This is a genomic window from Bradyrhizobium sp. ORS 86 (assembly GCF_045571475.1).
Lineage (GTDB): Bacteria > Pseudomonadota > Alphaproteobacteria > Rhizobiales > Xanthobacteraceae > Bradyrhizobium.
Window position 1 is genome coordinate 616585 of the sequence record NZ_CP120699.1, and the last position, 22829, is coordinate 639413.

Here is a 22829-nt window from a genome sequence, read left to right on the forward strand (position 1 = left end):
GCTCATCAGCCGCGCTGCCTCGGATCGAGAATGTCGCGCAACGCATCGCCGAACAGATTGGTGCCGAACACCGCAAGGCTGATCGCAATGCCCGGGAAGATCACGAGCCATGGCGCGGTGCGGACATATTCGGCGGCGGATTCCGACAGCATGCGGCCCCAGGATGGATAGGGCTCGGGAATCCCGAGCCCGAGGAATGACAGCGATGCCTCGGTGAGGATGGTCGAGCCGAGCTGGGCGGTGGCGAGCACGATCAGCGGGGCGATGGTGTTCGGCAGCACGTGCCGCAGCGCGATCCGCATCTCGCTCATGCCGATCGACTTGGCGGCTTCGACGAAGGGCTGCTCGCGCAGCGCCAGCGTGTTGGCGCGGATCACGCGGGCGACGGTCGGGATCAGCGGAATCGCGATCGCCAGGATCACGTTCGGCAGTGACGGGCCGAGCGCCGCGGTCATGACCAGCGCAAGCACCAGGAGCGGCAGCGATTGCAGGATGTCGGTGACGCGCTGGAACACCAGATCGACCCAGCCGGAGAGGTAGCCGGAGGCAAGGCCAACCATTACACCGAGCGAAGCGCCCAGCGCCGTCGATCCGATGCCGACCGCAAGCGAGATCCGCGCGCCGTGGATGATGCGGCTCCAGACGTCGCGGCCGAAGGAGTCGGTGCCGAACCAGTGCAGCGCGGAGGGCGCGGCGAGGCGATGGGCGGAATCGACGCTGAGCGGGTCGTAGCGGGAGATTACGTCGGCGAAGAGCGCCATCCACACGAACATCAGCATGATGGCGAGACCGATCGTGCCGAGCATATAACGTTGCGCGAGGAAGACCAGCCGGCGCCAGCCGCCGGTGGCGTTGGCGCCGGCGCGTCGCAATTCGGCTTCAAAGTTGATCGTCGCCACGTTGTCTCTCTAGTTGAGCATGATCTTTTCGGAAAACCGGTTCCCACTTTTCCGGATCATGCTAGTCCCCGAACCGGATGCGCGGGTCGATCGCGGCATAGAGCATATCGACGATGAAATTCACCATCACGACGACGACGGCGATCAGCATCACCAGGTTCTGCACGATCGGATAATCTCGCCAGCGCAGCGCCTCGACCAGGAAGCGGGCGATGCCGGGGATGTTGAATACGGTCTCGGTGACGATCAGGCCGCCGATCAGGAACGCGGCCTCGATGCCGATCACGGTGATGACCGGCAGCACCGCGTTCTTCAGCGCGTGATGGTAGTTGACGGAGGCTTCCGAGGCGCCCTTGGCACGGGCGGTGCGGATGTAATCCTGGCGCAGGATCTCCAGCATCGAGGAGCGGGTGATGCGCATGGTCAGCGCCGCGCTGCGGAAGCCGACCGCCATCGCCGGTACGGCGTAGATGGTGAACGCCTCGACCCAGGTCCTCGGGTTCGGATTGAAGATCGGCATGGTGCCGAACATCGAGACCGAGGCCATCAGGATCAACAGACCGAGCCAGAACGCCGGCAGCGACAGGCCGCTCAGGCTGACGACGCGCAGGGTGTAGTCGAGCCGAGAACCCTGATGTACGGCGCTGATCACGCCGAGCGGAATGCCGATCGCGGCGGAGAACAGCAGCGCCAGCCCTGCGAGCCGCGCCGTGATCGGAATCCGGGGCAGGATCTCCTCAAGCGCCGGCTTCTCCGAGACATAGGAATAGCCGAGGTCGCCATGCAGCAGGCCGCCGATCCAGTGCAGATATTGGATCACGATCGGCTGGCTCAGCCCGAGCTCGTGCTCGATATTGGCCTTGTCGGCGGGATCAACGAAGCCCGCGGCGTCGAACAGGATGTCGACGATATTGCCGGGCACCACCCGCAGCAGCACGAAGATGATCACCGAGATCCCGAACAGGGTCACGAGCATCAGGAACAGGCGCCGGACGATATAGGCAAACACCCTTGGATCTCTCCTTTAGTTGCCGACGCGTTACAAGATGACGTTTGCTTGAATTGACACGGACGAGGTCTCCACGTCTCCCCAGCGGCGGCAGGGCAACCGCATATGGCGTCTGCGGAGGTTGTCCGCGGGCTCCCTTCGCCTCTCCCGCTTGCGGGGGAGGCCGACGCGTGGGCAGCGCGCGGCGGGTGGGGGCTCTTTCCACGAGATGATTCGGGGAGAGAACCCCCACCCCAACCCTCCCCCGCAAGCGAGAGAGGGAGCCGACTGCCGATGCCGTTGCGACTCGAATCTCATATGCGATTGCCGCTGCGAGCGGGGAGAGCTCGGCGCGACACTTCCCAATGGGAGAGGTGCAATGCATCGCACGCTAGGCCGACAAATTCTCATCTCGCCTGTGCTTTGCCTCACTTGTCGAGCCAGACGTCTTCGTAACGATAGCCGTTGTAGGAGCTGTTGGACATGACCGTGATATTCTTCACATAAGGCTGCCAGCAGGTGCCGGTGCGCGCGTGGAAGATGATCGGACGCGCGACGTCCTCCTGCAGCTTCTTGTCGATTTCCCAGACCAGCTTCTTGCGCTTGTTGATGTCGGTCTCGGCCGACTGCTGGTCGAACAGCTTCTCGATGTCCTTGTTGCAGTAGTTGGTGTAGTTCCGCTCCGAGCCGCAGGCGTAGTTCTCGTAGAAGGATTGATCGGGATCGTCGACGGCATTGCCGGTCAGGTTGAGTCCGAGCGTGTAATCCTTGCGCGCGACTTTCGGGAACCACTGCGCGGTGTCGACGACGTCGAGCTCGGCATCGATATAGATGCTCTTGAGCTGGTCGATCAGAATGATGGCCGGATCGCGATAGACCGCGATGTTGCGCGTCGACACCTTGATCTGCAGGTGCTTGTCCGGGCCATAGCCCGCCTTCTGCATCAGCTTGCGCGCTTCCTCGCGATTCTTCTCGATGTCGGGGCCGTAGCCTGGGATCGATTCCAGCATCTCCTTCGGCATCGCCCACAGCCCGGCCGGGGCCGGCTCCATGGTGCCGCCGATGTCGCCCTGGCCCTCGAACATGATCTGGATGAAGGCCTTGCGGTCGAGCGCCAGCGCCAGCGCGCGGCGGACGTCGATATTGTCGAACGGCGGCGCGCTGGAATTGACGATGATGTTGGTGGAGACGTTGTTCGGTTCCACCACGCAGACCGCATTCGGCGCCTGCGACTTGACGTCCTTGAGCAGCGGAATCGACACCTCGGTCGGGAACGTCATGTCGAACTTGCCGGAGACGAAGCCGAGGATCGCGGTCGAGCGGTTCGGGATGATGGTGAACTCGATGCCGTCGAGATAGGGCAGGCCCTTCTTGAAGTAATCGGGGTTCTTGACGAGCTTGATCGACTCGTTGGCCTTGAACTCGACGAACTTGAACGGCCCGGTTCCGATCGGCTTGGTGCGCATCTCCGCCGGCGACACGTGGCAGGGATAGATCGGCGTGTAGCCGGAGGCGAGCAGCGACAGCAGCGCCGGCTGCGGCCGCTTCAGGTTGAACGAGGCCTCATAGTCGCTGTTGGTGGTGACGTCGTTGACCTGCTCGTACCAGGCCTTGCGCGGGTTCTGCCGGAACTTGTGCGGCGATTTGCCCATCAGCATGTCGAAGGTGCATTTGACGTCGGCCGAGGTGAACGGCTTGCCGTCGTGCCACTTCACGTCCTTGCGCAGCTTGAAGGTCAGCGTCTTGTTGTCGCTGCTCCAGGCCCAGCTTTCCGCGAGCTCGGGCCGGATGGTGTCGACGCTGTTCTGGGCGATGTGCTGATCGAAGATGACGAGATTGCTGAAGATCGGCATGAACGGCACGTTGACCGAATAGGTCGCGCCCTCGTGGATCGAGGCGCTGCCGGGGCTGTCGCGGTGATAGATCCTGAGAGTGCCGCCCGATTTCGGCTCGCCGGCATGTGACACGCCGCTGATCGCCAGAACAGACAACACCGCGACGGCCAGCGCTTGCACGCTCCGCATGGTCCCCTCCACAAATTTCGGTCTCAATGGCCGATTGGCATTGACGATACCATGGTGAGGCTATCGGGCAACCGGCGAGGGACGTGTGGGAATTGGCAATTCGGATGACGCCCTGACATTAAAATTTCCATGGACCGGGAATACTGGCGCCGACGCACCGCGTTTGCGGCTTGTTTGGCCATGCAGCGGCGAATTTCCTTTCGGTTCCTGCGCCGGGCATCGCTGTGCATTGAATGATGTCGCATGCGATCAGCGACAGTTTGTCGCCGATCCGAATCATCAACACCGGTCACGGTACCGTCACCAATCTCATTCTTGTCCTCACTCCGCCGCCTGCGACGTCGGCAGGCGCATACCGGGCACGCCGTCGGCATCGGTTGCCGAGATCGTGGTGCGGATCATCAGGCGGCCCTCATGAGCCGGCCATGGACGGCCGCGATGCATGGTGGCGCGGTTGTCCCACATCACGACGTCGCCTTGCTTCCATTGATGCAGATAGCTGACGCCGGGCGCAGTCGCGGCTTCGGTCAATTGCTCGATCAGCGCCTTGCCGGCTTCGGCATCCATGCCCTCGACGCCATAGGCATGGGAGGCGATATAGAGCGCGCCGCGGCCGTTGACAGGATTGCGCCAGACCATGCGCCAGCACACCGGCGGCAGCGCATCGACCTCCTCGGATGTTGCGAGGCCCGCGGCCACCTTGCCGCGCGAATGCGCATAGGAGTGCCAGGCGAACGAGTTTTCCAGCCGCTTGGCGAGATCCTTGTCGAGCCGCTCGAAGGCGAGGCGGGTGGAGACGAATTCGGTCTCGCCGCCATGCTCGGGAATGATGCGCGCCGAGAGGATCGACGTCAGCGCCGGCACGCGCTTGAAGGAAGAATCGGTGTGCCAGAGCTGGTTGGCTTTGGCACGGAGCTGTTGCCGGTGATCCGCCGGCACCACCTTGCCGTCAGGGCCGAAGGTCGAGAGGATCACGAAATGCGAGCCGGTGCCCATCGAGCCGACCTTGGTCACCTCGGGCGGGCCGAAGCGGCGCGAGAACGCGAGCTGGATGTCGTCATCGACCTCCTGGCCGCGGAACACCAGCACCGAATGTTCCTCGAACGCCGCGCGCACCGCCGCATAGGCGGCATCGCTGGTTGCGACATCGGCAAGCGTGACGCCGCGCAGTTCGGCGCCGAAGCCGGCCTCCAGAGGGATCACATCCATCGGCACATCCTCCTTTTTGTTGTTATGGCGAGCCTAGGGGAAAGGCCGGGGCCCGACAATGCGCGCGCCGGTCGGGTCTGGTTTGCAGCGAGCTTGGTGGGTTGCGGCCTGCAATGCCTCCGGCGAAACGGAGCCCGGCGTCTCACCCCAGCGCGATCAATCCGTGCCGCGTGCGACGGTCGGCGATCTCGATGCGATGGGTGATGAATGCGAACAACGCCCAGCTCGAATGGAACGCAACGCCGGCCAGCACCACGACGGGGCCGGGAATCGGGCCGATCGCGGCGCGATCCCAGATCTCGCTCATCGCGGTCAGCGGCGAGGGGTGGATCGCCAGCTTGCCGTAATAGGCGATGGCCTGGATCGCGAAGATCCAGCCGTAGGTCCGTCGCAGCCGCCGTCCGATCGCACGGGCATAGCTGATGTGGTAGCTGGGATTGCGGTAATCGTTGGCCAGCAACTCGGTCCAGCCCGAGTTCGGCGAGGGACCTTCGCCCCGGATCATCGGCGCATAGAAATCGGTTTCGAGCAGCCGCGCGCGGGCGCGCCAGACGTTGAAGTAGCGGTAGCGGCGCGCCTCGAACAGCAGGAAGACGGTGACGAGCAGGCCGACCAGCACCATCGGCAGCGGCGATGCCTCCGTGCTGCTGTAGGTCGCCGACAGCGCGATGCCGGTGGTGACCACGGCCCAGTTGGTCGAGCTGTCAAGGCGGGTGCGCCAGACCGTGCTGCGGTAGACCTCGCCGCGATAGAGGTGGGCGAGCGCGCCGATCTCGGCGGCGGTGAATTCGAGCCTTCCGGCCTGTAACGGCTCCGGCTCGCGCGGTTGGGGCGACGTCATGGCGGCCTCCGGCGAAGCTGGCTTGTGATCACAGAGCATAGCGCGAAATCCGCGCGACGGGCGAGTCCGTTGCGCGCCGCCGCGTGCCCAATCGCACGGCGCGCATCAGCCGCCTCGCTTCGGTCACACGATCCGCGAGGTCTTGTTGCCCCAATAGCGGTCGCGCAGCAGGCGCTTGTACAGCTTGCCGGTCGGCAGCCGCGGCAGCTCGGCCTCGAAATCGACTGAGCGCGGCACCTTCTGCCGCGACAGCGATTGGGCGCAGAACGCGATCAGCTCCTCCGCCAAGTCTGGTCCGGGCGCGACGCCCTCGATCGGCTGCACCACCGCCTTCACCTCCTCGCCGAGGTCGACATTGGGCACCCCGAACACGGCGGCGTCGGCGACCTTGGGATGGGTGATCAAGAGGTTCTCGCATTCCTGCGGATAGATATTCACGCCTCCGGAGATGATCATGAAGGTGGCGCGGTCGGTGAGATAAAGGAAGTTGTCGTCGTCGACATAGCCGACGTCGCCGACCGTGCTCATGCTGCCGTCCGCCGACCGTGCTTCGCTGGTCTTGGCGGGGTCGTTGAAATATTCGAACGGCGTCGCGGTCTTGAACCACACCGTGCCGGCGGTGCCCTTCGGGCAGGACTTCATGTTCTCGTCGAGGATGTGCAGGTCGCCGAGCAGCACCTTGCCCACGGTGCCGCGATGCGCCAGCCACTCTTCGCTGTTGCAGGCGGTGAAGCCGAGCCCCTCGGTCGCGCCGTAATATTCGTGGATGATCGGGCCCCACCATTTGATCATGTCGTCCTTGACCAGCGCCGGGCAGGGCGCGGCGGCATGGATCGCGACCTCCAGCGATGACAGATCGTAACGGTTGCGGACCTCCTCGGGCAGTTTCAGCATCCGCGAGAACATGGTCGGCACGAGCTGGCTGTGGGTGATGCCCCATTTTTCGACCAGCGCGAGGTAGCGCTCGGGATCGAAGCTCTCCATGATGACGGCGGTGCCGCCCATGCGGATGGTGAGATTGACCGCCGCCTGCGGCGCCGAATGATAGAGCGGCGCCGGCGACAGGTAGACCATGCCTTCGCGGTAGTGCCAGAGCTTGATCAGGAAATCGAACAGCGGCAGGTTCTCGGACGGCGGCTGCTCCGGCAGCGGCCGCAGGATGCCCTTCGGCCGGCCGGTGGTGCCGGAGGAATAGAGCATCGCGGTTCCCGCATATTCGTCCGCGATCGGTGTGATCGGCAGGCCGGCCGTGGCCTTCTGCAAGCCGACGATGCGCTCGCTTTCGCTCTCGCCATCGACGACGATGCAGAGCTCGACCTGCGGACATTCCCTCAGCGCCTCTCGCGCGACCTCGAGCTTCAGCTTCGAGGTGATCAGGATGCGCGACTGGCTGTTGGTGAGGATGTAGGCGAGCTCACCCGCGGTGAGGAAGGAATTGACGCAGGTGAAGTAGAGGCCGGAGCGTTCGCCCGCGCCGCAGGCCTCGAGGTAGCGGTTGTTGTTCTCCATGAAGATCGAGTAGTGGTCGAGCCGCCTCAAGCCGCGGTTGCGGAACAGGTGCGCGAGCCGGTTGCTGCGCGCCTCCAGCTCGCGATAGGTGACGGTCTCGCCAGTCCCGGCCATGATGAAGGCGGGTTGCAGCGGGCGCAGGTAAGCATGCTTGCCGGTGTACATCGAACTCCCAATCCCCCGTCGTGCTCTACATTCTGACGCGTTCTCGTCACTCCAGCTTTCGCGAAAACGCGCTAGCGCTAGGCGGCCATCACCAGGATCTCGCGGACCTGGGACGCATCGTCGATCTTGCGGGGATTGCGCGGTACCCAGGGTGTTCGCATCGCCTGTGCGGCGATGTTGTCGAAATGCTCCGGACCGACGTGAACCTCGCGTAGGCTGCGCGGCATGCCAAGGTCGCGGATGAAGCGGTCGAGCACGTCGCCGGCGTCCTCGCCGGGATGGCCCATGGTGGCCGCGACCAGCGCCTGGCGGTCGGCGTTGTCGCGCTTGTTCCAGCGCATGACGGCCGGCAGCATCACGCAGGACGTGTAGCCGTGCGGCACGTCGTGCACGGCGCCGAGCACGTAGCCGATGCCGTGGCTCGCGCCCATCGGCACGCCGGAGGCGAGCGGGCCGGTCGACAGCCAGGTGCCGATCTGGCAATCCATCCGCGCCTCGATGTCCCGCGGATTAGCCTTCACCCGCGGCAGACCGCGGGCCAGCATCTCGAGGCCCTTGATCGCCTGCGCATCGCCGTAGGGATGGGCCTCGCGCGAGCAGATGCCTTCGACGCAATGGTCGACCGCGCGGACGCCGGTCGAGAGGAACAGCCAGTCCGGCGTGTGCACCGATAGTTCCGGATCGAGGATGGTGGCGCGCGGCATCACCAGCGGATGGCTCAGCATCTCCTTTTGCCGCTTGGCCTCATTCGTGACGCCGGCGATCGAGGAGTACTCGCCGCCGGCGATCGTGGTCGGCACGCTGATCTGGCGCACGGCCGGGGCCTTCATCTCCGGCGAAACGCCGCGGCGGGTGCGGATCCCGTCGATGCCGTCCGACGTGGTGACATCGTTGGCAAGGCAAAGCTGCACCGCCTTGGCGCCGTCGGTGATCGAGCCGCCGCCGACGGTAACGATCAGGTCGGCCTTCGCGGCGCGCGCCTGTTCGGTTGCTGCGATCACGGCGGAGCGCGGCGTGTGCGCCGGCATCTTGTCGAAGACGCCGACGCAGCGCGGTCCCAGCGCGTTCCGGATCCTCTCGATCTCGTCGGTTTCGCGGTGCAGCGTGCCGGATACCATCAGAAAGGCGCGCCGCGCGCCAAGCCGGTCCAACTGCTCGACGATGGCCTCGCGGGCCGGGCGCCCGAACACCACCTCGTCCATGGCGCCGAATACGACACGGCCTCGATGCACGCGCCTCTCCTCCCTGGAAGGGCCGCCTCTGATGGCGGCTGTTGGCGGCAGGTTAGCGGACGAAATTGAGATCGTCATCAGGGACGGCAGGTGGTGTCATCCGGTCTGACGGGGCGATCTCCGTCGTCGTCCCTGCGAAAGCAGCGACCCATAACCACGAGATTGTGTTGGCGAGGGAGCTGTGGCCCGGCGCCGCACTACAGCGAACATGTGTGGCTATCGGTCCCGGCTTAAAGGCCGGGACGACAGCGAGCATGCGGAGCCGTCTCTGCGTCACATGCCCTGCCCATTCGGCTAGTGTCGCAAAGCGTTCAGAATACGCCACTATTTTGCTTGATCCGGCCGCCATCTTGAACAGACTGGGGAGCAGTCACATCTGAGGCGTCCGCCGCGACGACGTAGCGGCAATCTACTTTCGTCGAATCACAGCAATTTCATTTGCGACGTTCGAGTCCTTGGGGAGACGGAATTGAGTGCGACTGACAGAGCGGAGCGTCGAGCTCCGACGACCGGCCGTGAGCGCCGTTTGTTTCAACGCGCGGCACGGCGCAACCTTGCGCCGATCGGCTTGCTGCTCGCGCTGACGCTCGGCGGCTGCGATGACAAGGCGCAATCGAAGGCGGCCGCGCCGCCGCCGCCACCGGTGACGGTCGCACAGCCGGTCAAGCGCACCGTCACCGACTGGGACGAGTTCACCGGCCGCTTCGAGGCGATGGAGGAAGTTCAGGTCCGCGCCCGCGTCGGCGGCTTCGTCAACAGCGTCGAGTTCAAGGACGGCGCGATCGTCCATGCCGGCGATCTGCTCTACACCATCGACCCGCGTCCGTTCGAGGCGGTGGCGCTGCAGGCAGAGGGGCAGCTTGCGGATGCGCGCGCCAAGGCGGAGCTTGCCAAGCGCGAACTCGACCGTGGACTGAACCTGGTCCAGACCAACGCAGTTTCCGAACAGGTCGTCGATCAGCGCCGTCAAGCCTTGCAGGCGGCGCACGCCGCCGAGACGCAGGCCGAAGGCGCGCTGAAGGCCGCGCAGCTCAACATCGAATTCACTCACGTGCTGGCGCCGATCACCGGCCGCGTCAGCCGCCATCTGGTGACACCCGGCAACCTCGTGCAGGGCAGCGAGGGCGGCGCGACGCTGCTCACCTCGATCGTGTCGCTCGATCCGATCTACATCTATTTCGACGTCGACGAGGCGACCTATCAGCGCAACAGCAAGCTTTGGTTCGAAGGCAGGCGGCCGAGCTCGCGCGATACGCCGAACCCGGTGCAGGTGGCGCTGACCGGCGAGACCAAGCCCTCGCACGAGGGCAAGATGGACTTCCTCGACAACCGCCTCGACGTCTCGACCGCGACGCTGCGCAGCCGCGCCATCATCCCGAACAAGGATCTCTCGATCCTGCCCGGCCAGTTCGGCCGTGTCCGGATCATCGGTTCGTCGCCCTACGAGGCGTTGCTGATTCCCGATGCTGCGGTCGTCACCGACCAGTCACGCAAGATCGTGTTCGTGGTCAAGGACGACGACACGGTGGAGGCAAGGCCGGTCGTGCTCGGGCCGCTCGATGAAGGCCTGCGGGTGATCCGCGAGGGCCTCAAGGCGGAAGATCGCGTCATCGTCGACGGCATCCAGCGCGCCCGCGTCGGCGCCAAGGTGACCCCGCAGATCGCAAAAGCGGCTGATGGTGCCAAGCTCCCGGCAGGGACCAAGCCCCCGGCAGGTGCGAAGCCATGAATCTCGGCAGGCTTTCTATCAATCAGCCCATCCTCGCGATGGTGCTGTCGATCGTGCTCCTGATCGTGGGCGCGATCGCCTATACCACCCTGCCGGTCTCGGAATATCCGCAGGTGGTGCCGCCGACCGTCACGGTGACCACGCAGTATCCCGGCGCTTCCGCGCAGACCGTCTCTGACACCGTCGCTGCCCCGATCGAGCAGGAGATCAACGGCGTCGAGGACATGCTGTACATGTACAGCCAGGCGACCTCGAACGGCCAGCTTACCATCACCGTCACCTTCAAGCTCGGTACCGATCTCGACAAGGCCCAGGTGCTGGTGCAGAACCGCGTCGCGATCGCGCAACCGCGCCTGCCCGAGGAAGTGCAGCGCAACGGTGTCGTCACCCGCAAGAACTCGCCGGATATCTTGCTCGTCGTGTTCATGCTGTCGCCGGACGACACGTTCGACCAGCTCTACATCTCGAACTATGCGCTGTTGCAGGTGCGCGACCAACTGTTGCGGCTCGACGGTGTCGGCGACATCCAGATGTTCGGCGCTCGCGACTATTCGATGCGGCTGTGGCTGGACCCCGACAAGATTGCCAATCTCGGCATGACCGCGAGCGACGTCATCGCGGCGGTCCGGGCCCAGAACCTGCAGATCGCCGGCGGACAGATTGCGGAGCCGCCGATCGCGGACCGCGCCTTCTCGCCCAACCTCGCCTTCACCGGCCGCCTTAAGGACATCTCGCAATTCGAGAACATCGTGGTCAAGGCCGGCAATGACGGCCGCACGGTGCGGCTGCGCGACGTCGCCCGCGTCGAACTCGGCGCGCTGGCCTATACGACCAACAGCTTCCTCCTGAAGAAATCCGCGGTGGCGCTGCTGGTGACGCAGCGGCCGGGCTCCAATGCGCTGGCGACCGCCAAGCACATCTACGACACCATGGCGCAGCTCAAGACGAGCTTCCCCAAGGGCCTCGACTACAACATCGGCTACAACCCGACCGAGTTCATCGCCCAGTCGGTGCACGAGCTGATCAAGACCATCTACGAGGCGATGATCCTGGTGGTCGTTGTGGTGCTGGTGTTCCTGCAGGGCTGGCGGCCCTCGGTCATCCCGATCATCGCGATCCCGGTGTCGCTGGTCGGCACCTTCGCGGCGATGGCCGCGCTCGGCTTTGGCATCAACAACCTGACGCTGTTTGGCCTCGTGCTCGCGGTCGGCATCGTGGTCGACGACGCGATCGTGGTGGTCGAGAATGTCGAGAGGCATCTCGAGCACGGCTTGAGCCGGCGCGATGCGGCGCTCAAGACCATGGAGGAGGTCGGCGGCGCGCTGGTCTCGATCGCGCTCGTGCTGTGCGCGGTGTTCGTGCCGACCGCCTTCCTCGGCGGCATCTCGGGACAGTTCTTCCAGCAGTTCGCGGTGACGATCGCGGTCGCGACCGCGATCTCCTGCTTCTGTTCGCTGACGCTGTCACCGGCGCTGGCCTCGCAGATCCTGGTTCCGCACGAGGAGAAGCGGCCGGCGGCGCGCTGGAACGTGATCGCACGCGGCTGGTCGGCCTTCACCGGCGTCTTCAATCGCGTGTTCGACCGGCTGTCGCATGGCTATGCGGCGGCGGCGGCCTTCGTGATCCGGCACTCGGTGGTGATGCTGCTGGTCTATCTGGCGCTGATCGGCAGCGCCGGATGGCTGCTCGCGACCACGCCGCAAGGCTTCATCCCGGCGCAGGACCGCGGCTACGTCATCGTCTCCGTGCAACTGCCAGGCGCGGCATCGCTCCAGCGCACCACGGAGATCGTGCGCGAGATCGAGCGCATTGCGCTCGAGGTGCCCGGCATCGTCCGCGTGCCGTCCTTCGCCGGCTTCTCCGGCGCGACGCGAACCCAGGCGAGCAACGCCGCGGCGCTGTTCCCGGTGTTTGACGAACCGGAAGAGCGGGCCAAGAAGGGAGAAACCGCGACCAAGATCACCAATGAGCTGCGCAAGCGCCTCGCCTCGATCCAGGGCGCGTTCATCATCGTGATCCCGCCGCCCGCGGTGCCCGGCATCGGCACCGGCGGCGGCTTCACGATGCGCATCCAGGACCGCCAGGGCAGGGGCGCGCAACTGCTCGCCTCGGCCACCGATGAGCTCGTCGGCGCCGCGCGCAAGGCGCCGGGGCTGACATCGGTGTTCTCGCCCTTCACCGCCAACACGCCCCAGGTGTTCGTCGATATCGACCGCGTCAAGGCGCAGAAGCTCGGCGTTCCCATCGCCAACGTCACCGACACGATCGAGACCTATTTCGGCTCGACCTATGTCAACGACTTCAACCTGTTCGGGCGCACCTATCACGTCACCGCGCAGGCCGATCTGCCGTTCCGCAAGGAGACCGCCGATCTTTCAAGGCTGCGCACCCGCAATGCCAATGGCGACATGGTGATGCTCGGCAGCGTGGTGGACTTCAAGGACATCTCGGGTCCCGACCGTGTCGCACGCTACAACCTCTATCCGTCCTCCGAATTGCAGGGCGACACCTTGCCCGGCACCAGCTCGGCGACCGCGATCGACATCATGAAGAAGCTCGCGGCCGAGACGCTGCCGTCGGGCTTCTCATACGAGTGGACCGACCTGTCCTACCAGCAGGTCAACGGCGCCAGTGCCGGGCTCTACGTGTTCCCGATCTGCGTGCTGTTCGTCTACCTGGTGCTGGCCGCGCAATATGGCAGTTGGACGCTGCCCTTTGCCGTGATCCTGATCGTGCCGATGTGCCTGTTCGCGGCCACCATCGGTGTGCGGATCATGGGCCAGGACGTCAACATCCTGACCCAGATCGGCTTCGTGGTGCTGGTGGGATTGGCGGCCAAGAACGCGATCCTGATCGTCGAGTTCGCGCGCGACATCGAGCTCGAAGGCCGGCCGCGGCTGGAGGCGGTGATCGAGGCGTGCCGCCTGCGTCTGCGGCCGATCCTGATGACGTCGTTCGCCTTCATCCTCGGCGTGCTGCCGCTGGTGGTCTCGACCGGCTCGGGCTCGGAGATGCGCCAGGCGGTCGGTGTCGCCGTGTTCTTCGGCATGCTCGGCGTCACGCTGTTCGGCCTGATCTTCACCCCGATCTTCTACATGGTGGTGCGAAACCTCGCGGAAGGGAAGAACGAGGGCAAGCCGGTGGCGAAGGCCGCATCCGCGGCGGGCTAGGTACGATCACCCCGTCGTCATTCCGGGGCGCCGCGAAGCGGCGAACCCGGAATCCATTCTTCCGCAGCAACATGTGGCCCTTGTCATTCCGGGTTCGCGCCGCGCGTCCTCAGGCGTGCAATTGCGCACCGGGGAATGACAAGGGGCCATACTATTGGCTGAACCGAAAGAGATGGGCAGCCGCCGGGTTATAAAATAAGGTTGCGCCGATTTTTCCTGATAGAAGCTGCTGGGAGACCATAAAAATGAAATCGGGATTTCTGGCCGCGGTCGCGGTATGCGGTCTGATGATTGCGGCGCCGGCATCGGCGCAGGGCGTCAAGATCGGCATCCTGAACGATCAGTCCGGCGTCTATGCCGACTATGGCGGCAAATATTCGCTCGAGGCGGCACGGATGGCGGTCGAGGATTTCGGCGGCGAGGTGCTGGGCCAGAAGATCGAGATCGTCACCGCCGACCATCAAAACAAGCCCGACCTCGCGACCGCGATCGCCCGGCGCTGGTACGAGGTCGAGAACGTCGACATGATCACGGAGCTCACCACCTCGTCTGTGGCGCTCGCGGTGCAGGAGCTGTCGAAGGAAAAGAAGAAGATCGACATCGTGGTCGGCGCGGCGACCTCGCGCATCACCGGCGATGCCTGCACGCCGTACGGCTTCCATTGGGCTTATGACACCCGCGCACTCGCCGTCGGCACCGGCGGCGCATTGACGGAAGCGGGCGGCGACACCTGGTTCTTCCTGACCGCCGACTACGCTTTCGGCTATGCGCTGGAAAAGGACACCAGCGACATCGTCACCTCAAAGGGCGGCAAGGTGGTCGGCTCGGTTCGCGTGCCGCTCAACTCGTCGGACTTCTCGTCCTTCCTGCTGCAGGCGCAGAGCTCGAAGGCCAAGATCATCGGGCTCGCCAATGCCGGCCTCGACACCACCAACTCGATCAAGCAGGCCGCCGAATTCGGCATCGTCAGGGGCGGCCAAAAGCTGGCCGGCCTACTGATGACGCTGTCGGAGGTGCACGGCCTCGGGCTCGAGGCAGCCCAGGGCCTAGTCCTCACCGAAGGGTTCTACTGGGATCACGACGACGCCTCGCGCGTCTTCAGCGAGCGCTTCTTCAAGCGCACCGGTCACATGCCGAGCATGATCCATGCCGGCACCTATTCGGCGACGCTGAGCTATTTGAAGGCCGTGAAGGCGGCCGGCACCAAGGACTCCGACGCGGTTGCCCAAAAGCTGAAGGAGTTGCCGGTCGACGACGCCTTCGCCAAGGGCAAGGTCCTGGCGAACGGCCGCATGGTCCACGACATGTATCTGTTCGAGGTCAAGAAGCCCTCGGAATCGAAGAAGCCGTGGGACTACTACAAGCAGATCGCCGTGGTGCCCGGCGACAAGGCATTCTTCACCGCCAAGGACAGCGGCTGTCCGCTGACGAAGTGACGCGTCGCTGACGTGACACGCAGCTTGTGAAACGACGTGGCTGTCGTCCCGGCGTTCGCCGGGACGACAGCGGAATGTGTGGCGTCAGCCGTGAATCACACGCCACACCGCGCCGCCGAACGCGCCGACCCATAGAATGATCGCTGAGAGCGCCTGGATGGCGAATCCGGGGGTGCGCTTGGCCACCGCCTCGCGATAGCCGATGAAGTACACGATGCGGCCGATCACCCAGATCGCGCCGATCGCCGCGGCGGCGGCATCGCCGACATAGATTGCAAACAGCCAGAGCGACGGCAGGAAGATCGGCAGCCATTCCAGCGTGTTCATCTGGATGCGGTAGATGCGCTCGAAATCCGGATTGCCCGTGATCGCCGGCAGCTTGACGCCATAGCGAACGCGGGCGCGTGCGACCTGGGTGGCAAAGAAGAAGTGCAGCGCAACGGCAAGGCAGGTGACGATGGCTGTGTAGTGGTACATGTCGGGCATTTCCTCTCATTCCGTCGGCCCCATAGCATGACGCGGCAGCGGGGGACTGTGTGACAGCGGAATCCATTTTTCGCTTCGACGGTCGCGAGAGCGTCATTTTCGGAAAGCCGCGCCGCAACCGCCGACCCTAGTAGCCGGTCATCTCGAGATAGCCTAGCCCGGCGTGACTGCCTGCAAAGCGGATCGGTCCCTCCCAATAGGGAAAGCTGGTTCCCATCCAGCTCGTCGGATTGAGCGGCGTGGTGTCGATGGCAAGGCCGTGCGCGGGAAGGCTGACGCGCCACGAGGTCGGCAGCGTGCGGCCGCCGATCTCGGTCGTCGCGGTTGGTGTGATGCTGTTGCCGGCGGCGGCGATTTCCGCGGAGCGTCCGTCAGACGTGATCCAGTTGCCGAACAGGTTTTCGCGGCCGTCCTTGTGCCGCAGCCGGTACAGCATCAGCTTTTCGTTGCCGGGCAAATGCAGCGAGAACCAGTCCCAGCCAGTCTGGTCGGAGGCCAATGGCTGGCTGCTCCATTCGCGGTCCATCCAGGCCTGCCCGGTGACGTCGATCGGCTTGCCGTCGATGGTAATGGAGCCTGATACGGTGAAGAACGGCTGGCTGTAATAGTAGGAAGCTTGCCCGCGATCCGATTTCCGGCTGTAGCCGTGGTCGCCCTGCAGCACCAGCGGCCGGTCGGCCTGGAGCCGCAGCGCGTAGCTGAAATCGGTGGCCGCAGCCTTCACTTCGAGCGGCGCCACGGTCTGCGCGTCGAAGCTATCGATGCCGCGCATCTGCCAGGCGTCGATCCAGGCCTGAAACGGCATCGCCTCGACACCGGCCTGCCCGACACCGCCGCGCGCAAAGCTCTCACCGAAGCGATGCGTCGTGGCGCTGGTCACCGCCACGTGGCCCATCCAGAGCTGCTGGTTGGCCCAGCCCTCGACCGGTCCGCCCGGCTTCATGGCCTGGCGAAACAGGGTCCACTGCACGCCATAGGCCGCGCCGCTCGTATCCAACAGGTTCGCGGTCACGTACCACCACTCGATCCGGAACTCCGGATGCGGTCCGTGGTCGGCGGGGAATCTGAACTGCTTGCCCGGCGTGACCGCGGCAAATCCATCAGCGCTCTCGCCGAGTCCGGCAAATCCCTGCGCCAGGCTCTTGCCGCCAAGGCCGAGCGCCAGCGCGCCGCCGGCAAAGGCGCGGCGCGTGACGGCGCGGTTAGCGATGACTCTATGTCGAATGAATCGGCGCATCCGCAATCTCGCTTCGCCTCTCCCGCTTGCGGGGGAGGCCGTATCGCATCGAAGATGCGATACGGGTGGGGGCTCTCTCCACAATATCACTCGTGGTGAGACCCCCACCCTGACCCTCCCCCGCAAGCGGGAGAGGGAACATAGCCTCCTCGCGGCCGCAACCTGCTCTCATCCGATCTCAGCGCTCATTGACGAAGATCCTGATCAGGCTCGCCGGCTGCATGCGCGCCAGTCTAGCGACGGGGAGCGCCGCGGCACAGAGCGCTGCAGCCAGCGCCACCGCGAGCAGTTCGACGAGTTGCAGCGGGAACACGTGGAACGGCAGCCGCCAGCCGAACGCCTTGACGTTGACGATCGCGAGCAGGCACCAGGCCACCAACAGACCGAGCGGCAGCGCGAATAGCGCGGTGATCAGCGCCACCGCCATGGTCTTCAACAGTTCGAGCGCCGCGAGCCGTCGCCGCGTCAGGCCGATCGCCCACAGCGGGGCGAGCTGCGGCAGCCGCGAATTGGCAAGCGTGAGCAGGCTGGTCAACAGCGCGACGCCGGCAACGCCGAGCGTGAAGGCGTTGAGTGCCGCGGTGACCGAGAAGGTGCGATCGAAGATCCGTTTTGATTCCGCCTTCATCGTCGCCTGGTCGGCGACGTTGCGGTCGTCGAGGCCGAACGTCTGCTGTAGTGCTGCGATCAGCGGCGCGATCTTGCCCGGCGCGACGCGCAGGCCGATGCGGGTCATCGGTATCTGCGGGAAGTGCCGGGTCAGCGCGGCGAAGTTGACTGCGATCTGACCCTTGGGATTGCCGTAGTCGGCATAGATGCCGACGATCTCGAGCGGCCAGTCGCCGCCGGGGGTGGGCACCGAGATCCGCTGGCCGATCGCCAGCCTCATCCGCCGCGATAGCTGCTCGCTGACGAGGCAGGCGTCGCCGGGACGCAATCGGATCCAGGCATTCGCCGTGCTCTCGAGCAGCGGCCAGTTGTCGCGATAGATCGCGTGGTCGGGCAGGCCGAGCACCTCGATCGGGGCGCCGCCGAACTGGGTGTCGGCGCGGCCGCCGGGCAGGATCGCCTCGACCTCGGGGCGGTCGCGGAGCCAGGCCTTGATCTTGGTCGCCTGCGCATCGCTCGCGGCATTGATGTAGACGTCCGCCGCGAGCCGGCCGTCGAGCCACATCAGGAAGGTGCGGCTGAAGCTCTCCACCATGGTGCCGACGCCGACATTGACCGCGAGCGCGAGCAGCAGCGCCATCAAGGCCAGCGACAGTCCCGACAATTGCTGGCGGCTGTCGGCCCAGAACCAGATGCCGACCGGGCGCCGCGCGCTGCGCTCGCCAAGCGAGAGCGCGATCTCGAGGATCATCGGCAGGATCAGCGCCGCGCCGAGCATCAGCGCTGCGAGCACGGCAAAGCCCGCGAGCAGGGAATCGCCGAACCAGATCAGGCCGCCGGCCACCGCGAACACCGCGATCGCCGCCGCGCTCTGGATCATGAGCCATCGTCGCTGCGCCTGCCGCCAGGCCTGCGGCTGCGCCGACGCAAGCACCGGCATCCGGATCGCCTTGGTCAGGCTCGCGGCCGCCGCGGCCAGCGCGCCGAGAATGCTGATCGCGATGCCGGCGAGCCACCAAACCGGCTTCAGCGAAAGCTGCCCCGGGATCTGCGCGCCATAGAGCCCGCGCAAGGAGGCGGCGACGTCGGGCAGCAGCGCGGCTGCGATGAAATAGCCGCAGACCAGACCGATCAGGCCGGCAACCAGCGCCAGCGACACCAGCTCGACGACCAGCACGGTGTTGAGCAGCCGCGCGGACACGCCGCAGGCGCGCAGCGTGCGCAGCATCGGCAGCCGCTGCTCGAAGGCGAGCCCGATCGCGGAGTTGACGATGAACAGGCCGACGAAGAACGACAGCAGACCGAAGGCGGTGAGATTGAGGTGGAAGCTGTCGGTCAGCCGTTCGAGATCGGTCTCCGCGTTTGGCTCGATCAGCTTGAGCTTGTCGCCGGTGATGCTCTCCAGCGCCGCGTGTGGCATCGTGAACTTGCCGACCAACAGCCGCGAGACCTGATCCGGCATTTTCAGGATCTCTTGCGCGATTCCGATATCGACGACCAGCACGCCGGGCGCGAGCTCCGGCTGCACGCGTAACGGCGGCAAGCTCACGCCGTTCGCCTGCGGCCGCACGCCCTCGGTGAGGCCGAGGTCGCGCAACGTCTCCGGCGCGACCAGCATCTCGCCGGGCGGGGTGACGAACGATTGCAGGCTGGCCTTGCCGACGGCCGGCGCATTGCCGACCTCGGCAGGCAGGGTCACCGGCTCGACGCCGAGCAGGCGATAGCTGCGCCCATCGATCTGGACGCGGCCCTCCAGCATCGGCGATACCGGCCAGCCAGCGCGGCGCAGGTCGACGAACAGCTTTTGCGGGAATGTCGGAGTGTCCTTGCCGATCAGGGTTGCAGTGCGCGAGCCGCCGAAGGTCGCTGCGGCGCGGTCATAGGCGTTGCGCGCCTGCTGGTTCAGCGCCTGCACGCCACTCCATAGTGCGGTCGCTGCAATTAGCCCGATCAGCAAGGTCGCGAGCTGCATCGGATGCCGTCGCCAGTGGCTGAGCAGCACGGCGAGGATCCACAGCGCGCGGGAGCCTTTTCCATTCCGATTGTATCGGAACGGGGCTCCAGATTCTTGCCTTGACGCGTTTTCTTCACGCGAACCGGTACCCGCTTCGCTTGAAAACGCTCTGATCATGCGATCACCCCGGCGTGCAGGGTGACCTGGCGGTCCAGCGTCGCGGCGAGCCGCGCGCTGTGGGTGACCATCAGGAAGCCGCAGCCGGTGCGACCAACGAGATCGCGCGCCAGCGCGAGCACTTCGTCGGCCGTGTCCTCGTCGAGATTGCCGGTCGGCTCGTCGGCGAGCAGCAACAGCGGCTTGGGTGCCAGCGCCCGGCCAATCGCGACGCGCTGCTGCTGACCGCCGGACAATTGTTCCGGATAACGCCTGAGCAGGGATTTCAGGCCGAGGCGCTCGACCAGCTCCTCCTGCCATGCCGCGTCGTGGCGCCCGGCGATGCGCGACTGGAACACGAGATTGTCGGCAACCGTCAGGCTCGGGATCAGGTTGAATTGCTGGAACACGAGTCCGAGCCGGTCACGGCGCAGCTCGGCGCGGCCGGCATCGCTGAGCTCGGAGACCAGCGTGTCGGCAAGCCTGATCTCGCCGCTGTCAGCGGCATCGAGTCCCGCGATCAGATGCAGCAGCGTGCTCTTGCCGCTGCCGGATTCTCCCGTCAACGCGACGCTCTCGCCGGTGGCCACGGCGAGATCGACCCCGCGCAGCACGGCGACGTTCTCGCTGGTCGTGCGATAGCTCTTGGTCAGTCCGGTGACGCGGAGCAGCCCGGTGGTCTTTTGGGGCGGAGCGATGGCCGTGCCTCATTGCGGCTTCTGGTACTTCAGGACGAACTCGTCGATCGGCACCGAGGCCTTGAAGACGGGCATGTTCCTGGGGTCTTCGGCATGATGCAGGAAATCGCCCTCGGCGACCAGCTTGAAGCCGGCGGCTTCGATCTCTTGCTTCAACGTACCCTCCTCGATCCGGTGCAGCGTCTTGCCGACGCTGGCACCGTCGCCCGGCTTGGCCGAATGATCCGCGATCACGAGGAAGCCGCCGGGCTTGAGCGCGGCGAACATCTTCTTGTTCATCACGGCGCGATCGACCGGCATGTAGGTCATGTCGTGATAGGAAAAGAAGAAGGTGATCATGTCGAGGTTCGACACCTCGGGCGGGATCGGGTCGTCATAGTTGCGCACGACATGCACGACGTTTTTCATCGCCGGCTTCTGGGCGCGGGTGTCAAATTTGTCCTTCACATGCTGCGCGATGACGTCGGCTGAGTCCTGCGCGTAGATCTTGCCGGTCGGGCCGACGGTGCGCGCCAGCAATTCGGTGCTGTAGCCCGCGCTCGCCTCCATGTCGAGGATCGTCATGCCGGACTTGACCCCGGCGAAGGCGAGCATCTTGGCGGGCTGCCGGCGCTGATCGGTCAGGCGGTCCGTATCCGTGCGATCGGGCGCGGCGACAATCGCAGCGTAATCCGGGCTTGCGGCATTTTCCGCGTGGACAGCTTGCGCAATGAGCAGTGCGACAGCCGCGAGCGCGGTGTTGGCGGCGGTGCGGCGGAGGATCGATCTGTTCATGGCATGACCTCGGGTTGGTTGTGGCGAGCATAGCAGCCGCCCCATGACAGATCACCGGCGCAATCGGGCGACGACGCGATCGTGATCGATGTCCGGACGTGAGACACCTGGTCCGTTGGTCGTCGTGTCGCGCAGGCCGCGGCTCCGAGGAAATGCGGTGTTGCGTTGTCCGGCGAGGCGTGGCTAGCATCTCCGGCAGAGGCCGATCTTACGAAGCCGACAAACGAAATCACGGGGAGCCAGACATGACGACGCAACCGACGCCCAAGGGGATATCAAAGGATACGCCCAAGGGCGCCTGGAGAATCACCTTCCTTCTGTTCCTGTTCATGGTGGTGAACTTTGCGGACAAGATCGTAGTCGGGCTTGCCGGCGTGCCGATCAAGACCGACATGGGCCTCACCCAGGAGCAGTTCGGCACCCTCGGGTCATCCTTCTTTCTGCTGTTCTCGATCTCGGCGATCGTGGTCGGCTTCATCGTCAACCGTGCTCCGACGCGCTGGGTGCTGCTCATCCTGGCCGTGATCTGGGCCCTGGCGCAGTTTCCGATGATCGGGACCGTCAGCTTCGCGACGCTGGTGATCTGCCGCATCATCCTCGGCGCCGGCGAGGGGCCGGCCTTCTCGGTCGCCGCTCACGCCATCTACAAATGGTTTCCGGATGAGAAGCGCACACTGCCGACTGCGATCCTGTCGCAAGGCTCGGCGTTCGGCGTGATCCTCGCGGTGCCGGCGCTGAACTGGATCATCGTCAATCACAGTTGGCATCACGCCTTCGGCGCGCTCGGCATCGTCGGCCTGCTGTGGGCTGTTGCCTGGTTCGCGCTCGGCAAGGAGGGGCCGTTGGTGTCGACCGCCGCGGTGGCCGCCAACGAGCCGCGGATTTCCTACTGGAAGCTGCTGACGTCGCGCACCTTCGTCGGCTGCGTCATCGCCACCTTCGGCGCCTATTGGGCACTGTCGCTCGGGCTCACCTGGTTCACCTCCTTCATCATCGAGGGGCTCGGCTTCTCGCAGCAGCAGGCCGGCTTCATCTCGATCCTGCCCTGGATCTTCGGCGCGACGATCGTGATCCTCACCGGGTGGATCTCGCAGTTAATGCTGGCGCGCGGCTTCACCACCCGCGGGGCGCGCGGCGTGCTGGGTTCGGTGCCGTTGGTCGTCGGCGGCTGCATCCTCGCCTTGCTGCCCCATGTCGCGCCCGGCGCGCTGATGATCGCGCTTCTGGTTGTCGGCTCCGGTCTGTGCGGGTCGATCTACGTGGTTTGCCCGCCGATGCTCGGCGAGTTCACGCCGGTGTCACAGCGCGGCGCGATCATCGCGATCTACGGCGCGCTGTACACGATCTCGGGTATCCTGGCGCCGATGGTGATGGGCAACGTGATCCAGCACTCCGGCGCGGCGCTGGCCGGCTACATGACGGGCTTCACCATCAATGCCGCGATCATGGCCGGCTCCGGCGTGCTCGGGCTGCTTCTGTTGTGGCCGAACACCGAGCGCGCCCGGCTCACGGGCTCGTCTCAGCCGGCCGGCGCGATCAAGGGCGCGGTGTCGCCGACGTGAAGGGGCGCGTGCGTCCTTCGCAAACGTGCCAGGAATTCGTCTTCTCCTTCCCCCTGAAAGGGGGAAGGTCGGGATGGGGGGCAGCCGCAGGCGACGCTTGCATGTGGAGAGAGCAGATCCCCACCCGCTTTGCTCTGGCGAGCAAAGCGAC

The 22829-nt window shown here is 65.3% G+C and carries 16 protein-coding genes; 4 read left to right on the forward strand and 12 right to left on the reverse strand.

Going from position 1 to position 22829, the window contains the following annotated elements:
- Positions 1 to 5: 5 nt before the first annotated feature.
- The 7 genes from P6U25_RS02800 to P6U25_RS02830 all read right to left on the reverse strand — a co-directional run bounded on the left by P6U25_RS02800 (position 6) and on the right by P6U25_RS02830 (position 8867).
- On the reverse strand, positions 6 to 899 hold the full coding sequence (locus P6U25_RS02800) for an ABC transporter permease (RefSeq protein ID WP_407149928.1): 894 nt from the start codon (positions 897 to 899) through the stop codon (positions 6 to 8).
- A 61-nt stretch (positions 900 to 960) separates the two neighbouring features.
- A complete protein-coding gene (locus P6U25_RS02805; RefSeq protein ID WP_407149929.1) occupies positions 961 to 1908 on the reverse strand; it encodes an ABC transporter permease in 948 nt (315 codons plus the stop codon).
- A 407-nt stretch (positions 1909 to 2315) separates the two neighbouring features.
- Positions 2316 to 3911, reverse strand: a complete 1596-nt coding sequence (locus tag P6U25_RS02810; RefSeq protein ID WP_407149930.1) for an ABC transporter substrate-binding protein — start codon at positions 3909 to 3911, stop codon at positions 2316 to 2318.
- A gap of 321 nt (positions 3912 to 4232) precedes the next feature.
- Positions 4233 to 5120, reverse strand: a complete 888-nt coding sequence (locus P6U25_RS02815) for a TauD/TfdA dioxygenase family protein (protein ID WP_407149931.1) — start codon at positions 5118 to 5120, stop codon at positions 4233 to 4235.
- 142 nt (positions 5121 to 5262) lie between these two features.
- Complete coding sequence (locus P6U25_RS02820) at positions 5263 to 5961, reverse strand: DUF2270 domain-containing protein (RefSeq protein ID WP_407149932.1); 699 nt, start codon at positions 5959 to 5961, stop codon at positions 5263 to 5265.
- A gap of 123 nt (positions 5962 to 6084) precedes the next feature.
- Entirely contained in the window at positions 6085 to 7635 is a 1551-nt protein-coding gene (locus tag P6U25_RS02825; protein WP_407149933.1) for an AMP-binding protein, read from the reverse strand.
- A gap of 77 nt (positions 7636 to 7712) precedes the next feature.
- Entirely contained in the window at positions 7713 to 8867 is a 1155-nt protein-coding gene (locus tag P6U25_RS02830) for an iron-containing alcohol dehydrogenase (protein ID WP_407149934.1), read from the reverse strand.
- 526 nt (positions 8868 to 9393) lie between these two features.
- On the opposite strand from P6U25_RS02830, the gene P6U25_RS02835 reads away from it, so the two are divergent.
- From P6U25_RS02835 to P6U25_RS02845, 3 genes are all read left to right on the forward strand, one after another.
- Entirely contained in the window at positions 9394 to 10596 is a 1203-nt protein-coding gene (locus tag P6U25_RS02835) for an efflux RND transporter periplasmic adaptor subunit (protein WP_407149935.1), read from the forward strand.
- The gene (locus tag P6U25_RS02840) at positions 10593 to 13766 is read left to right on the forward strand and encodes an efflux RND transporter permease subunit (RefSeq protein WP_407149936.1); all 3174 of its coding nucleotides are present in this window, start codon (positions 10593 to 10595) and stop codon (positions 13764 to 13766) included. The genes P6U25_RS02835 and P6U25_RS02840 overlap by 4 nt, the downstream gene beginning before the upstream one ends.
- 245 nt (positions 13767 to 14011) lie before the next feature.
- The gene (locus tag P6U25_RS02845; RefSeq protein ID WP_407149937.1) at positions 14012 to 15202 is read left to right on the forward strand and encodes an ABC transporter substrate-binding protein; all 1191 of its coding nucleotides are present in this window, start codon (positions 14012 to 14014) and stop codon (positions 15200 to 15202) included.
- Between the two features lie 84 nt (positions 15203 to 15286).
- Here the strand turns inward: P6U25_RS02845 and P6U25_RS02850 are convergent, their stop codons facing one another.
- From P6U25_RS02850 to P6U25_RS02870, 5 genes are all read right to left on the reverse strand, one after another.
- Entirely contained in the window at positions 15287 to 15679 is a 393-nt protein-coding gene (locus P6U25_RS02850; RefSeq protein WP_407149938.1) for an MAPEG family protein, read from the reverse strand.
- A 136-nt stretch (positions 15680 to 15815) separates the two neighbouring features.
- Positions 15816 to 16925, reverse strand: coding sequence for a lipocalin-like domain-containing protein (locus P6U25_RS02855; protein WP_407149939.1), 1110 nt, complete (start codon positions 16923 to 16925; stop codon positions 15816 to 15818).
- A 178-nt stretch (positions 16926 to 17103) separates the two neighbouring features.
- Positions 17104 to 19506 (reverse strand): FtsX-like permease family protein, encoded by a 2403-nt coding sequence (locus tag P6U25_RS02860; RefSeq protein ID WP_407152738.1) that lies wholly within the window; start codon positions 19504 to 19506, stop codon positions 17104 to 17106.
- Positions 19507 to 19661: 155 nt separating this feature from the next.
- A complete protein-coding gene (locus P6U25_RS02865) occupies positions 19662 to 20315 on the reverse strand; it encodes an ABC transporter ATP-binding protein (RefSeq protein ID WP_407152739.1) in 654 nt (217 codons plus the stop codon).
- A 36-nt stretch (positions 20316 to 20351) separates the two neighbouring features.
- Positions 20352 to 21116: a class I SAM-dependent methyltransferase gene (locus P6U25_RS02870; protein WP_407149940.1), complete on the reverse strand. Its 765-nt coding sequence runs from the start codon at positions 21114 to 21116 to the stop codon at positions 20352 to 20354.
- A 245-nt stretch (positions 21117 to 21361) separates the two neighbouring features.
- Here P6U25_RS02870 and P6U25_RS02875 point away from each other — a divergent pair, with 245 nt between their 5' ends.
- Entirely contained in the window at positions 21362 to 22678 is a 1317-nt protein-coding gene (locus P6U25_RS02875; protein ID WP_407149941.1) for an MFS transporter, read from the forward strand.
- Positions 22679 to 22829 lie beyond the last annotated feature (151 nt).